Origin of the sequence: Streptomyces sp. NPDC058758, assembly GCF_042746075.1 — a bacterium.
Taxonomy (GTDB): Bacteria; Actinomycetota; Actinomycetes; order Streptomycetales; family Streptomycetaceae; genus Streptomyces.
On sequence record NZ_JBHYPS010000019.1, the window covers coordinates 76,979 to 90,639 of the forward strand.

Annotated in this window: 10 protein-coding genes; 3 read left to right on the forward strand and 7 right to left on the reverse strand. The window is 69.9% G+C overall.

What is annotated here, in order from left to right; genetic code table 11:
• Nucleotides 1–988 precede the first annotated feature (988 nt).
• Together ACFW6A_RS22285 and ACFW6A_RS22290 are read right to left on the reverse strand one after the other, a co-directional pair.
• Nucleotides 989–1,255 carry a cellulose binding domain-containing protein gene (locus tag ACFW6A_RS22285; protein ID WP_351846457.1) on the reverse strand — a complete coding sequence of 89 codons (267 nt, stop codon included), beginning with the start codon at nucleotides 1,253–1,255 and terminating at the stop codon, nucleotides 989–991.
• The gene (locus ACFW6A_RS22290) at nucleotides 1,252–1,962 is read right to left on the reverse strand and encodes a hypothetical protein (RefSeq protein WP_351846455.1); all 711 of its coding nucleotides are present in this window, start codon (nucleotides 1,960–1,962) and stop codon (nucleotides 1,252–1,254) included. Before ACFW6A_RS22290 ends, ACFW6A_RS22285 begins: the two co-directional genes overlap by 4 nt.
• A gap of 501 nt (nucleotides 1,963–2,463) precedes the next feature.
• On the opposite strand from ACFW6A_RS22290, the gene ACFW6A_RS22295 reads away from it, so the two are divergent.
• Nucleotides 2,464–3,486 (forward strand): LacI family DNA-binding transcriptional regulator, encoded by a 1,023-nt coding sequence (locus tag ACFW6A_RS22295; RefSeq protein WP_351846523.1) that lies wholly within the window; start codon nucleotides 2,464–2,466, stop codon nucleotides 3,484–3,486.
• A 75-nt stretch (nucleotides 3,487–3,561) separates the two neighbouring features.
• Here the strand turns inward: ACFW6A_RS22295 and ACFW6A_RS22300 are convergent, their stop codons facing one another.
• The 3 genes from ACFW6A_RS22300 to ACFW6A_RS22310 all read right to left on the reverse strand — a co-directional run bounded on the left by ACFW6A_RS22300 (nucleotide 3,562) and on the right by ACFW6A_RS22310 (nucleotide 6,858).
• Entirely contained in the window at nucleotides 3,562–4,440 is an 879-nt protein-coding gene (locus tag ACFW6A_RS22300; protein WP_351846453.1) for a carbohydrate ABC transporter permease, read from the reverse strand.
• Nucleotides 4,437–5,453, reverse strand: coding sequence for a carbohydrate ABC transporter permease (locus tag ACFW6A_RS22305; protein WP_386483692.1), 1,017 nt, complete (start codon nucleotides 5,451–5,453; stop codon nucleotides 4,437–4,439). Before ACFW6A_RS22305 ends, ACFW6A_RS22300 begins: the two co-directional genes overlap by 4 nt.
• A 79-nt stretch (nucleotides 5,454–5,532) precedes the next feature.
• Nucleotides 5,533–6,858, reverse strand: coding sequence for an ABC transporter substrate-binding protein (locus ACFW6A_RS22310; RefSeq protein WP_351846450.1), 1,326 nt, complete (start codon nucleotides 6,856–6,858; stop codon nucleotides 5,533–5,535).
• 275 nt (nucleotides 6,859–7,133) lie between these two features.
• Between ACFW6A_RS22310 and ACFW6A_RS22315 the strand changes: the two genes are divergently transcribed.
• Both ACFW6A_RS22315 and ACFW6A_RS22320 read left to right on the forward strand, forming a co-directional pair.
• Nucleotides 7,134–9,533: a glycoside hydrolase family 2 protein gene (locus tag ACFW6A_RS22315; protein ID WP_386642245.1), complete on the forward strand. Its 2,400-nt coding sequence runs from the start codon at nucleotides 7,134–7,136 to the stop codon at nucleotides 9,531–9,533.
• On the forward strand, nucleotides 9,530–10,576 hold the full coding sequence (locus tag ACFW6A_RS22320) for a LacI family DNA-binding transcriptional regulator (protein ID WP_351846444.1): 1,047 nt from the start codon (nucleotides 9,530–9,532) through the stop codon (nucleotides 10,574–10,576). Before ACFW6A_RS22315 ends, ACFW6A_RS22320 begins: the two co-directional genes overlap by 4 nt.
• Nucleotides 10,577–10,761: 185 nt before the next feature.
• Here ACFW6A_RS22320 and ACFW6A_RS22325 read toward each other — a convergent pair whose 3' ends face one another.
• Both ACFW6A_RS22325 and manA read right to left on the reverse strand, forming a co-directional pair.
• Entirely contained in the window at nucleotides 10,762–12,069 is a 1,308-nt protein-coding gene (locus tag ACFW6A_RS22325; protein WP_351846441.1) for a cellulase family glycosylhydrolase, read from the reverse strand.
• A gap of 341 nt (nucleotides 12,070–12,410) precedes the next feature.
• Nucleotides 12,411–13,592 carry a mannose-6-phosphate isomerase, class I gene (gene manA, locus ACFW6A_RS22330; RefSeq protein ID WP_351846439.1) on the reverse strand — a complete coding sequence of 394 codons (1,182 nt, stop codon included), beginning with the start codon at nucleotides 13,590–13,592 and terminating at the stop codon, nucleotides 12,411–12,413.
• Nucleotides 13,593–13,661 lie beyond the last annotated feature (69 nt).

Here is a 13,661-nt window from a genome sequence, read left to right on the forward strand (position 1 = left end):
GAATGACACCGGGGCGTACTCTGCGGATGACTCCGATGCGACGGTGCCGGCCAGTCACCGACCGGCCCCCGAACTGCTTTTGCTGGGCGGCCAGTGCCTCTGCGACGACGCTGCGATCCGTTCCCCACTCCTTGAGGCGGCCGCCTCGAAGAGCCGCGTCACCGGAACCCGGCCGATGCATGAGGGGCGTTTCCAGCCCCGTCCCGTCACCAGGTGCGCGACGGCCAGATGGCCATTTACACGGCCGACGTCCCCCGCGGGTACGACTCGTCTCCACTGACGGTGAGAGCCACGTGGCCCCGGTTGCGGCGCTCCCCGAGCACCGGGCCGGCGAAGTCGTAGAAGACGAAGGCCCCTCTGGGCGGGCGGCCCGGGTCGAGACGTGCATGTAGGAGATCCGCGGACTACGTGGCATGGTCCCACCGAACATCCCGATGCCATCGGCTCGCTGGTAGGCGTCTTCCACGAAGGCCAGACACCGAGTCGCGCGTCTCGCTTCCCCTTCGCCGGGCCGAAGCCCGCTTGATGGCTCTGCGCACCTCCCCTCCCCAGTGCTCTGACAGCGTGCTGGCCGCTCGCACCCTGTCCCCGTCGAGTAGCGCACGCCCTTCCTCCGTGTCCCGATGCGTGTGGTGGCGACCGGAACAGCGCAACCCGGGCAGAGCAGCTGGTGGGCAGGGGGCTCATCGCCCTCTGCGCCATCGGGGTGGGCCGGCTCTTCCAGGAGCCGGCGGGCGTCGTATGGGTGTACGGCGTGGCAATCCGCCCTCTTCGGCAGCAGCCCTGCCGACAACCCCAGACCGGGGAAGCGGGTACGGCTGCGGGCGCCACCCGCTGCCGCGGGTGTGAGATGCGGCGGGCCCGGCAGGGTCGTGCTCACAGCGGCGGCAAAGAAGGGCGATGGTGCGTACGTCCGCGGGTCTCGGATGCGGAATGCAGCACAGGGGTGCCCGCCGGTGCGGACACCCCTGTGCTGCAGTGTGTGCGGTCAGGCCGTGGTGCACGCCTTTCCGTTGAGGGTGAAGGCGGTGGGCACTCCGTTGGTGCCGGCCGTCGACGTGCCGTTGAAGCCGAAGTTCACGGAGGCTCCCGGGGCGATGGTGACGTTGTAGCCGGACGGGTTGCCGGCGGTGACGTTCCGTCCGTCCTGGACGGGTACGGCGTTCCACATCTGGGTGATCCGCTGGTCACCGCGGAAGGCGAAGGCCGGCTTCCAGCCCTCGACGGGGGTGCCTCCGGTGTTGCGGACGGTCACGCCGGCGTTGAAGGTGGTGCCCCAGTCGGAGAGCGTGCAGGTGACGGCGCGGCCGGCCGGAGCCGGCGTCGTCGGCGGGGTGGTGGGCGGAGTGGTGGGCCCGGTCGGTTCCGTGGCGGGCAGGGTGGTCGGGGTCGGGGACGGCGTGGAGCCGGGAGGCCGCTCTTGGCGGCCATCCGGTCGGAGTGGGCGCGGGAAACGGCGAGTTCGGGGGCGCCCTGGCCCTCATAACGGGGCTCGTTCATGAGCTCCCAGGCGAAGATGGCCGGCTCGTCCTTGTACTTCACGCCGCTGTAGTGGTGGGTGCGGTCGAGGGCGTAGGAGACCGGGTTCTTGTACGAGGTGAAGCAGCCGGGGCAGCGGTTCTTGTCGAAGAAGGCGGCGCGGGCCGGGTGGCCGCCGGAGAGGCCTTCCCAGCGCAGGCGGGTGTCGATGCCGCCGTACGCCTCCCAGTAGTTCTCGAAGACGGGCATCAGACGGAGGCCGTGGGCCTTGGCTGACTCGATGATGCAGTCGAAGGCGGCGTACTGCTGCTCGTTGAACTCGCCCTCGTGCTCCTCGAAGCCGTGCCGGCTCTCGTGGCTGAACATCCAGACCCGGGCGACGTCGACGCCGTCCGCGGCCATGCGGGCGAAGTGGGCGTCGATGCGGGCCTTGTCCATGTATTGGGTCTCGGTGTCCCCCGAGCCCGCTCCGAAGGTGAACATGTCATAGGCGTGGGCGCCGGCGAAGAAGCACTCCTCGCCGTCGAGGCAGAAGCGGATCCCACAGCGGGTGACGAAGGAGTCGGCGCTATCGGCGGCGGCCGGCGCCGGGCGGGCGACCAGGAGGCCGGTGAGGGCCAGGACCGCGGCGAAGAGGAGGGCCGGCGGGCCCGCTCGTCTTGCCGGTGGAACGGCGTGAGGGGGACGCGCTCATGGGTTTCCCTTTCGTCCGGGGGGAGGGGAGGAGGAGCCGGTCGTCCGCGGGGCGGCTCACCCAGACATTAATTAACCGGTTAACTTCGAAGGGGGCCGCAGAGAGGGCGCGGAGACGTGTCGATGGCTCCAACTCGCCTTCCTCGTAAGCTTGTTGGGAATTCCCATTTCTTGCCGACACCCGCCTGAGGCTGGACGTGGTCCACAGTGCGGCCATGGAGACCTGCCGCCCGGCACATGACCTGGCGGTAGGGTCGGGGTGTCGAGGTTCAGGATGGAGCTGGGGTGCAGGTGAAGCGGCCGACGATGGCGGACATCGCCCGGCGGGCGGGCGTGTCGAAGGTGGCGGTCTCGTACGCGCTCAACGGCCAGCCGGGGGTGTCCGAGACGACCCGGGCCTCGATCAAGGCGATCGCCGAGGAACTCGGCTGGCAGCCGAACAGCGCCGCCCGCGCGCTGACCGGCGGACGGGCACAGGCGGTCGGCCTGGTCGTCCGACGGCCGGCGCGCACCCTCGGGGTGGAGCCCTTTTTCATGGAGTTCATCAGCGGGGTGGAGACGGTACTCGCCGAGCACACCTACGCACTGATGCTCCAGATGGCCGGGGACCAGGAACAGGAGATCGAGGTCTGCCGGCGCTGGTGGGGCGAGCGGCGCGTCGACGGCGTCTTCCTCATGGACCTGCAGACCGAGGACGAACGGGTCGGCGCTGTGCGGAACATCGGCCTGCCCGCGGTGGCCATCGGGCCCCCCGAGGTCGCCGGCGAACTGCCGGCCATCTGGTCGGACGACGGCGAGAGCATTCACGAGATCGTCCGGTACCTGGCGGCGCTCGGGCACCGGCGGATCGCACGGGTGGCGGGCCCCGCCGGGCTCGCGCACACGGCGGTCCGCGACGTGGCCCTCGCGGAGGCGTGCCGGGAGGCCGGGATCCCCGAGGCGACGGTGGTGCACACCGACTACACCGGCGACGCGGGCGCGCGGGCCGCGCGGGCCCTGCTGATCGCCCCCGAACGGCCGACGGCGCTCGTCTTCGACAACGACATCATGGCGGTGGCCGCGCTGTCGGTGGCGCAGGAGCTGGGCCTGTCGATCCCCGCCGACGTGTCGGTCGTCGCCTGGGACGAGTCGCCGCTGACACAGGTCGTGCGTCCGACGCTGTCCGCCGTCACCCGCGACATCGCCGCGTACGGAGTCCGTTCCGCGACCGCGCTCCTCGCGCTGATCGACGGGGAGGACGTGGGCAGCGTCCGCGACGGATACGCGCACTTCGTGCCGCGAGGCAGCACCGCCCCGCCGCCTGCCCCGCGCTGACGACCGCCTCCGACGTGCCGGCAAGGGGCCGGACCGTCCCCTCGTACGGCCCGGCGCCTTGCCACCCTCCGGCGCCTACTTGGTGGCTCCCTGGGCGAAGCCGTTGTAGATCCAGCGCTGGAGGAGCAGGAAGACGACCAGCGTCGGGACGATGACGAGGATCGCGCCGGCGGAGATGGCCTCCCAGTGCGCCCCGAAGGGGCCCTTGAAGCGGAAGAGCGCGGTCGAGATGGTCCCCAGGTCCTCGGAGTGCATGTAGAGGAAGGGGATGTAGAAGTCGTTGTAGGTGGTGATCCCCTTGATGATGACGACGGTGGCGATCGCGGGCTTGAGCAGCGGGAAGATGATCTTCCGGTAGATGGTGAAGGCGTTGGCGCCGTCGAGCCGGGCGGCCTCGTCCAGCGAGACGGGGATGCCCCGGATGAACTGCAGGAAGATGTACACCGAGACGATGTCGGTGCCCATGTAGAGGAGGATGGGCGCCCAGCGGGTGTCGACGAGGCCGAAGCCGTTGATCACCTGGAAGGTCGCGACCTGGGTGGTGACGCCGGGCACGAGGGTGGCGACCAGGAAGCCTGCCATGACGAGCTTCTTGCCGCGGAAGTCGAAGCGGTCCACGGCGTACGCGGTCATGGAGCCGATGATCACCGTGCCGCCGATCGAGAACAGCAGGATGAAGGCGGTGTTCCCGAACGCCATCAGCATCTTGCCGTCGTTGAACGCCGTGACGTAGTTGTCGAAGTTGAACCAGTTCCCCGGCAGGGAGAGCGCGCTGCCGTCGCCGACCTCCTCCGAGGTCTTGAGCGAGGTCAGGAAGACGACCACCAGCGGGATCAGGACGACCGCGGAGGCCACCAGGAGCGACAGGTAGGTCAGCACGCTCCCCACGGGCAGACGGCGACGGGACGTGCGGTGCCCCTTCACGGTGGCGGCGGTGAGGTCGGGGGAGGTCATACGAGGTCCACCTTGTCGTCGGGCACGAGCCGGCGCTGGATCCAGGTGATCAGCAGGATGATCAGGAGCAGCACTACGGCCGCGGCCGAGGCCAGGCCGGTCTTGTTGAACTGGAAGGCGAGCTTGATCGTCTGGATGACGAAGGTCTGGGTACCGGTCGCGCCGCCGGTCATGATGTAGGGGATCTCGAAGACCGACAGCGAGCCGGAGATCGCCAGGATCGCGCTCAAGCTGATCACCGGCTTGATGCTCGGCGCGATGATGTGCCGGAACTGCTTCCACTTCCCCGCGCCATCCAGCTCGGCCGCCTCGTACAGCTCGCCCGGGATGGACTGGATCGCGCCGAGGAAGAGGACGAAGTTCAGTCCGGTGAAACGCCAGACGGAGACGCCGGCCAGGGAGACGTTCGCGGAGGTCGGATCACCGAGCCACGGATGATCGGTCGACACGCCGAGCCAGGCCAGAACCGAGTCGAGGGTGCCGCCGTCCTGGAAGAAGTACAGGAAGACGAAGCCGATCGCGACGCCGTTGATCAGGTAGGGGAAGAAGAGGATCCCCTTGAAGAAGTTCCGGAACCGCAGGTTGAAGCTGAGGATCACCGCGAAGTACAGCGCGACCGCGATCTGGACCACGGACGCCGCGAGGTAGTAGCCGCTGACGAAGAAGACGCGGAAGAGCTCGGGCCGGGTGAAGATCTGAACGTAGTTGTCGAAGCCCACGCTCTCCCGGTCCGGACTCACGCCGTCCCAGTCGGTGAAGCTGTACGAGATCATGCTCGCGACGGGGACGTACGTGAACGTGATCAGCAGGGCGAGCGGCGCCGCCAGGAAGAGCCAGGGCGTGATCCGCCGCAGGGGTGAATCCCGCCAGGATCTCGTCCTTCCGGCGGCGGGACCGCACCGGCGGCCCGCCGGGCGCCGTCGGCCCCTCTGGGCGTCAGCCTTGGCCTTGTCCGTGCTGGATCGCCCTGTCATGGCGGCGCCCTCTGGTGCGGTGTCGGTGGTGTGGGTCATGTCGGCCTTTCGTGTCCGCGTCTGCGGAAGGTCCAGGGGCCCCGGCCGGTGTCGTACGGCCGGGGCCACTCCGCCGGTATCAGCTACCGACGGTCTTCGCCGCCTCGTCCCACCTCTTGTTCAGGTCGGCGAAGAAGTCCTCGATGCTGCCCTTCGCGGCCCCGCGGGCCGTGTCGATCAGCTTCTGGCGGTAGTCCTGCTTGTTGAGGCCGATCTCGGCCGCCTCGTCGATGTCGTTGACGGCCGCGGTCTTCGCCTCGGACCGGTCGAAGAACCTGACATCGTTGTCAACGAAGTCCTTGAGCGTGGCGGGCATCGCGGCGGACTTGACCGCGGACACGACTCCCTCCTTCTCCGCAAAGCCGGACTTCTCGGTGAACCAGTCCACCCAGGCACGCGCCGCGGGCTTGTTGTGGGAGTGGACACTGACGGCCTGCTGGTAGTCGGAGACCAGGGCCGCGCAGTGCTTGCCGTCCTTCTGGACCGGGAAGGGCATGAAGCCGATGTCGTCCGGCGAGCCGCCGGCCTTCTTCGCGGCGTCCTGCATCTGCGTGATCGACCAGGAGCCCAGCATCATCGTGGCGATCTTGCCCTCGCCGAGGAGCGCCTTGGAGATCTCCCAGTTGGTGGTGGTCGGGTCCTTCTCCGACAGGCCCTCCTTGGCGATGTCGAAGAGGAGGCCGTCGATGGTGTTCAGTTCGCCGCCGGCCTTCCAGGGGGAGACCGGGCCCGCGAGGGCGTTGCTCGCCTGGGCGTCGCAGCCGACGACGCCGAGGTTGTTGGTCCACTGGACCAGCGGCCAGCCGTCCTTGAAGTTGGTGTAGTACGGGGTGGCGCCGGTCTTGTCCTTGATCGCCTTCAGGCCGGCCAGGAACTCGTCCGTGGTCTTCGGCCAGGTGGTGACGCCGGCCTGCTTCCAGAGCTTCTTGTTGTAGACGAAGCCGTTGGCGGTGCCGAACTGGGCGATGCCGTAGACCTTGCCGTCCACCTCGGTCTTGTCGCTGAAGCGGTACTTCGACAGCTCTTCGGTCGTGCCGAGGGGGGCGAAGAACTTCGGGTAGTCGTTCTTGGCCACCGCTCCGGGGATGAAGAGCACGTCACCGTAGTTGTTGGTGTTCATGCGGATCTTCACCTCGCCCTCGTAGTCGGTGATGCCATCGAACTTGACCTTGACGTTCGGGTAGACCTTGTTGAACTCGGCCGCGTACTTCTGCAGCGCCCCGTTCTGCACCAGGTCCGTCCGCTGGGTCAGGACCTTGATCTCGCCGGAGACCTCCTTCGGGTCCGACGGAGGAGCGGCCACCTCGCCGGTGGCACCGCCGCCCCCGCCGCCGCACGCCGACAGTGCCAGCATCACGGCAGCCAGCACGGCGCCCGAGAACGCGGTCGTCTTCTTGTTCCCCATGGCCCAACTCCTTCAAAGTCACGGCTCAGGTCATCGGTGGGATGACGGCACTATGTCAGCCAGGCGTGAACCGGTAAAGTACCGATTTCCAGCGTGATGCCTAATCGTTACCCGGGTCGACCGAATGTCAAGGGCCGGTGAAGTCACGTGCCCGATCGGCTGCGCGACGTACAGGCTGCGCTTCACCGGTTCATGGACAGTTAAGTAAATGTACGGCTAACTTGTCGGCCCGTACACGCATCCCGCCCACTGCCAGGCGATTGGAGCCGCACATCATGAAGGACCTCACCCAGCTGCACGAGGGGTGGACCCTGCGCCACGAGGACGCGGCGCTCCCGGCGCAGGTGCCCGGTTGCGTCCACACCGATCTGCTCGCCGCCGATGTGATACCGGACCCGTTCCTCGGGCTCCACGAGACCGACATCGCCTGGGTGGGGCACCGGTCGTGGTCGTACGAGACGGACCTCACCGCTCACGACGGCGGGCACGAACGCAGCGAGCTGGTCTTCGAGGGCCTCGACACCGCCGCCGAGGTCCTGATCGACGGCGCGTCCCTCGGCTCGGCCCGGAACATGCACCGCGTCCACCGCTTCGACGTCACGGGGCGGAGCGGCCGCCTGGAGGTGCGCTTCGACTCGGCTTACGACGAGGCCGAGCGGGTCCGCGCGCTCACCGGCGACCGGCCCAACGTCTACCCCGAGCCGTTCCAGTACATCCGCAAGATGGCTTGCTCCTTCGGGTGGGACTGGGGCCCTACCGTGGTGACCGCCGGCATGTGGCGGCCCGTGAGGATCGAGCACTGGTCGACCGCGCGGCTCGCAGAGGTCCGCCCGCTGGTCACCGTGGACGGCACCACCGGCCGCGTCGAACTGCGGGTCGAGACCGCGCGCACCGAAAGCGGGACGGGCCGTCCGCTCACCCTGCGGGCCACGGTCGCCGGGTCGGTCGCCGAGACCTCCTTCGAGGGGGCGGACACCATGCTCCGACTGGAGGTGCCCGAGCCGGAGTTGTGGTGGCCCCGGGGGTACGGCTCCCAGCCGCTGTACGGGCTCGACGTGGAGCTCCTGGACGAGGACGGGGCGCCGCTCGACTCGTGGTCGCGGCGGATCGGCTTCCGTACGGTGACCGTCGACCGTTCGGCGGACGAGCACGGCACCGGCTTCACCTTCGTCGTCAACGGCGTGCGGATCTTCGCCCGCGGCGTCAACTGGATCCCTGACGACGTTCTGCCGTCCCGGGTCACGCCCGAGCGCTACCGCACGCGCCTCGTCCAGGCCGCCGAGGCCAACATCGACCTCGTGCGGATCTGGGGCGGCGGCATCTACGAGGACGACGCGTTCTACGACGTCTGCGACGAACTGGGCCTGATGGTCTGGCAGGACTTCCTCTTCGCCTGCGCCGCCTACCCCGAGGAGCAGCCGCTGCGGGGAGAGGTGGAGGCCGAGGCGCGCGACAACGTTGTCCGACTGATGTCCCACGCGAGCCTCGTGCTGTGGAACGGCAACAACGAGAACCTGTGGGGCTTCCGCGACTGGGACTGGGAGGAACCGCTCGCCGGCGACTCCTGGGGCGAGGGCTACTACCTCGGGATCCTGCCCCGAATCGTCGCCGAGCTCGACCCGACGCGCCCCTACACCGCCGGCAGCCCCTGGTCCGGATCCTGGGACCACCACCCCAACGACCCCCGCCACGGCACCCACCACTCGTGGGAGGTCTGGAACCGGCAGGACTACGCCGAGTACCGCGCCGACGTGCCCCGCTTCTGCGCCGAGTTCGGCTGGCAGGCCCCGCCCGCGATCAGCACCCTGCGGCGCGCCCTGCCCGGCGAGGACCTGGCTCCCGACTCCCCCGGGATGCTGCACCACCAGAAGGCCGAGGACGGCAACGGCAAGCTGAACCGCGGCATCGAGCGCCACTTCGGCCTCCCCGACGGCGACTTCGACCGCTGGCACTACCTCGCCCAGGTCGTCCAGGCCCGCGCCGTCGCCGCCGGCATCGAGCACTGGCGCTCCCACTGGCCGGTCTGCGCGGGAACGGTCGTGTGGCAGCTCAACGACTGCTGGCCGGTGAGCAGCTGGGCCGCCATCGACGGCGACGGGCACCTCAAGCCGCTCTACCACGAGCTGCGCCGCGTCTACGCCGACCGCCTCCTCAGCCTGGTCCCCGCCGACGGCGGACCGGTCCTCGCCCTCGACAACCAGTCCGGCACCACCTGGCGCGCCACCGTCACCCTGCGCCGCGTCGCCGCCGACGGCACCGTGCTGAAGGAGACCGCCCTCGACCTGGAGGCCGCGGCCCGGACGGTGGTACGGGTGGTCATCCCGGTGTCCCTCCTGCCGGCGGCCGACTCCGGCAAGGAACTGCTGGTCGCCGACGCGGACGGTCTGCGCGCGGTTCACCTCCCCGTGTACGAGAAGGAGTTCGCCTACCCGGCGCCCGGGTACGACGTCCTGGTCGAGCCGGCCGGGGACGGCGACTCGGTCGTGACGGTCACCGCCCGCACCCTCGTACGGGACCTCCTGCTCCAGGCGGACCGCCTCGCCCCGGCGGCGAGCGTCGACCACGGCCTCGTGACCCTGCTGCCGGGCGAGGAAGTCCGGATCGCGGTGCGCGGCTGGGCGGGCGACGACCCCGACGCCGTACGGGCGGCCCTTTTCAGCGTGGGAGCGGCGTGAGCGCCCCAGCCCCTCGCATCCCCGGCCGGCGCGTCACGATCAACGACGTCGCCGCGCTGGCCGGGGTCTCCAAAGGTGCCGTCTCCATCGCGTTCAACAACCGGCCGGGAGTGTCCCCGACGACCCGGGAGCGCATCTTCGCAGCGGCGCGGGAGCTCGGCTGGAGCCCGAACCAGACCGCGCGCAACCTCTCCGGCCGGCGGGCGGGCATCGTCGGCCTGGCGATCTGCCGTCCCGCCCGGCTCCTCGGCCTCGAACCCTTCTACATGGAGTTCATCTCCGGCATCGAGGACGTCCTCGCCGAGCGCTCCTGCTCCCTCCTGCTCCGACTGGTGCGCGACCTGAACGAGGAGACCGCCCTCTACCAGGAGTGGTGGCGCAGCCGGACGGTCAGCGGGGCGATCCTGGTCGACTTCCACCAGGACGATCCGCGCATCGCCCCCCTGCGGGCGCTGGGCATGCCCGCCGTCGCCGTCGGGCACCCGGTCCTGACCGGCGGCTTCCCGTCGGTGTGGACTGACGACGCCTTGGCGGCGGCGGAGGCGGTGCGGTACCTGGCGGCGCTCGGGCACCGGCGGATCGCCCGCGTCGGCGGCCCCGCCGGCCTCGGCCACAGCGGCATCCGCGCCGCCGCCTTCGAGGCGACCATGGCCGAACTGCGTCTGGACGGGGGCCGACAGGTGGCGACCGGCTTCGTCGGGGAAGAGGGGGCGCGAGCCACGCGCAGTCTGCTGACGGCCCCGGACCGGCCGACGGCCATCGTGTACGACAACGACATCATGGCCGTCGCCGGGGCCGCGGTCGCCTCGGAGATGGGGCTCTCGGTCCCCGATGATCTCTCCCTGCTGGCCTGGGACGACTCACAGTTGTGCCGGCTGACCCACCCGCCGCTGTCCGCGATGAGCCACGACGTGCACCACTTCGGCGAACAGGTCGCCCGGACCCTGTTCGGGGTCATCGAGGGGACCCATACGGGCGCCCACCAGGTGCCCACTCCGTCCTTGACGCCTCGCGGATCGACGGGGCCGCCACGGCGTATGTAGGCCGGGACATCGCGTCGAGGGGCTGCCTTTCCAGTCGAGGGGCTGCCTTTCCAGGGGCAGCCCCTCGACGCCTTTCGTCGGCTCGGCGGGAAGGGCGGAAACAGACGAGGAGCGGGCTCCGGGGCAGGGACGTGCCCACGGAACCCGCTCCTCCCGCACCCGATGCGGCGGGTGCGGTACGGGGGTCAGCCCTTGGCGCAGGGGACGCCGTCGAGGCTGAAGGAGGCGGGCACGGCGCCGGGGCCCGTGACGTTGACGCCGAAGCTCACGGCCCCGCCGACCGGGACGGACGCGGTCCAGGACTCGCTGGTGGCGCGGACCTGGCGGCCGTCCTGGGTGACCGCGGCGTTCCAGGCGGAGTTCACCGTGGCGCCCTCCGGGAGGGCGAAGTCGAGCTTCCAGCCCTTGAGGGGCTGTTCGCCGGTGTTGCGGACGGTGATGTCGGCGTTGAAGCCGGTGCCCCAGTCGTCGACGCGGTACGCGATCGAGCAGCCGCGCCGGTACACGCCGGCCTCCTGGGAGGTCTGACGGATGCCGTCGGGACCGTGGAAGAGGCGCTCGCCCCACCCGGTGAGCTGGTCGGCGTCGAAACCGGTGGCGAGGTCGAGGTATTCGACGCCTCCGCCATTGCCGCTCCAGGACCAGCCGAGGTAGCCGAGGTCCAGCCGGCGGGCGGTGGCCATGATGGCGTCCTCGTCGGGGTTGCCGTCCGAGTGGTCGAACCCGAACTCGCCGACCACGACGGGCAGACCGCGGTCCACGAAACTGCCGAGGTACTCCTCGACCTCGGCGGCGGTGTCGTACACGCCGTACATGTGGAGGGAGAAGACGGTGTTGTGGTCGGGGTCGGAGGCGAAGACCGCAGGCGCGTTCTCGCGCATGGTGTTCGACCAGTCCTGACCCCAGTTGGGTGCGTCGGCCATCAGGGTGTGGTCGAATCCGGCCGCGCGCAGCCGGCCGATGGCGTCCTTGGTGTCCTGCGTCCAGGCGGCGTAACCCGCTTTGCCGTGGGGCTCGTTGCCGAGGTTGACGATGACGTACTTCTCCTGCCCCTTGAGGGCGCCCGCCACCTCCAGCCAGTAGTCGACGGCCTCGGCCAGGGAGGCCGCACCGCCCTGCTCGCCGTATCCGGTGGTGTCGTGGGCCTCCAGGACGCAGACCAGTCGGTTGGCCTTGCGCTGGGAGACGACGGCCGCGACGTCGGCGGCGTCGTTCTTCGTCCAGCGGGCGCCGGTGGAGAGGGCCACGCGGACCGAGTTGGCACCGAGCGCCTTGATGTCGGCGAGGGACCGCCCGGTGCGGTCGGGGTACCAGGTGTGGGCGTGGTTGACACCGCGCAGGACGAAGTCCTTGCCGGTGGCGTCGACGAGTCGTCCGTCCACGACGCGGAAGCCGTCGGACCTCTCGGCGGCCCGGGCGGTGACGGGGACCGAGGTGACCGTGGCGGCGAGGGCGAGCAGCGTCACTGCCGAGAGGACCCGTGTCCTGTTCATGTGGTGCTCCCCACTCGGACCGCGCCCTCAGGGGAAGATCAGGCGCGGCGGTGCATGACATGGAGTGAGATCGCGGCCGATCGGGGCCGGTCGCCCCGGGCGGGCCCACAAGTGGTGGGCAGGCCGCCGCCGTCCGTCCCCCCACTGCCCGGATGGTGCTGCGGCTCGGTTCCGGGCAGTGGGGTTAACCGCAGGTGCGGTTCAGGGCGTCGCTTTCGTTGGTCAGCGATTTCTCCTGCCGAATCCTGGCGGACGAGTTGAGGCTAGAGGCCGTGATGACCGATAACAAGAGATGAAACATAACCGGTTAAGTTTAGTGGGGTTTTATTGGCGCCCCGGATTCACCCGAGACGTTCGGCTGTGCCTGTCGTGGCGCGGAAGACCGTACCCGCGCCTTCCAGGCCGGCCTCGGCACCCGCAGGCACGTACACGGCCTGGCCGGGCCCCATACCGAGGCGCTTCCCCGCCGAGGAAACGGTCGTGGTCCCATCGGTGCAGAGAAGGATCTGCGGGGCGTCCAGCGCCGCACGCCGCCGTGGCTCCCCGGCGCGCAGGCGGTACCGCGACAAGCGGAAATCGTCCACAGGCGCCGGATACGTCTCCTCGTCTCCCTCCTCCCGAGGGACCAGGACCCGGGCCGGAGGTGCGTCAAAACGGACGACCCTGGTCAGTTCCTCCACGTCGATGTGCTTCGAGGTCAGTCCGCACCGCAGGACGTTGTCGGAGCTCGCCATGATCTCCACTCCGAGTCCGGAGAGGTACGCGTGCGGAACTCCTGCTCCGAGAAACAGCGCCTCGCCAGGGCTCAGTTCGACGTACCTGAGCATCAGAGCGGACAGCAGTCCAGGGTCTCCCGGGTGAGCGCGCGCAATGCGGTCGTACGCAATGGTGAAGGCTTGTCCCGCCCGAGCCGCCAGCCCTTGGGCCACGGCGTCGAGCAGGCCCGCCTGCGGCCGGAGGAAGGCTCGAAACACCTCCGCGAGCGCCTGGCGCTCGGGAAGAACTCGCAGGGTCTCGATGTAGGGCCGCAGCGCGGGCACACGCAGGGAGTCGAGCAGGTCGGCGGCGTCCGCCGGGCTCCGGAAACCGCACAGCCCCCGGAACGGCGTGAGGGCGACGATCATCTCGGGCTTGTGCTGGTCGTCGCGGTAGTTGCGGTGCGGGGCGTCCAAGGGGATCCCGAGCGCGTTCTCCCGGGCGAAGCCGGCCTGGGCCTGGGCGAGGTCCGGGTGCACCTGGACGGAGAGCGGCGCGTCGGCGGCCAGCAGCTTGAGCAGGAACGGCAGCCGGGGCCCGAACCTGCGCACGGCGCCCGCCCCGAGCTCGCCCTCCGGGTCCCCGGCGAGGACCCGGTCCAGCGGGACCGGGACGCCGTCCCGGAGCACTCTGGAGGGCGCCGCCGGATGGGCACCCATCCAGAGCTCGGCCTGGGGAGCCCCGGTGGGTGGCACCCCCATGAGCTCCGGCAGCAGGGTGCGGGAGCCCCAGTCGTAGGGCTGGACGGTGTTGTGGAGGAGATCCATGACCATTTCCTGGAGTGCTGTACGGGTGGGGCCGGGGCAGGGCGCCACGCGTCGCGGAAGCTGTCGGTG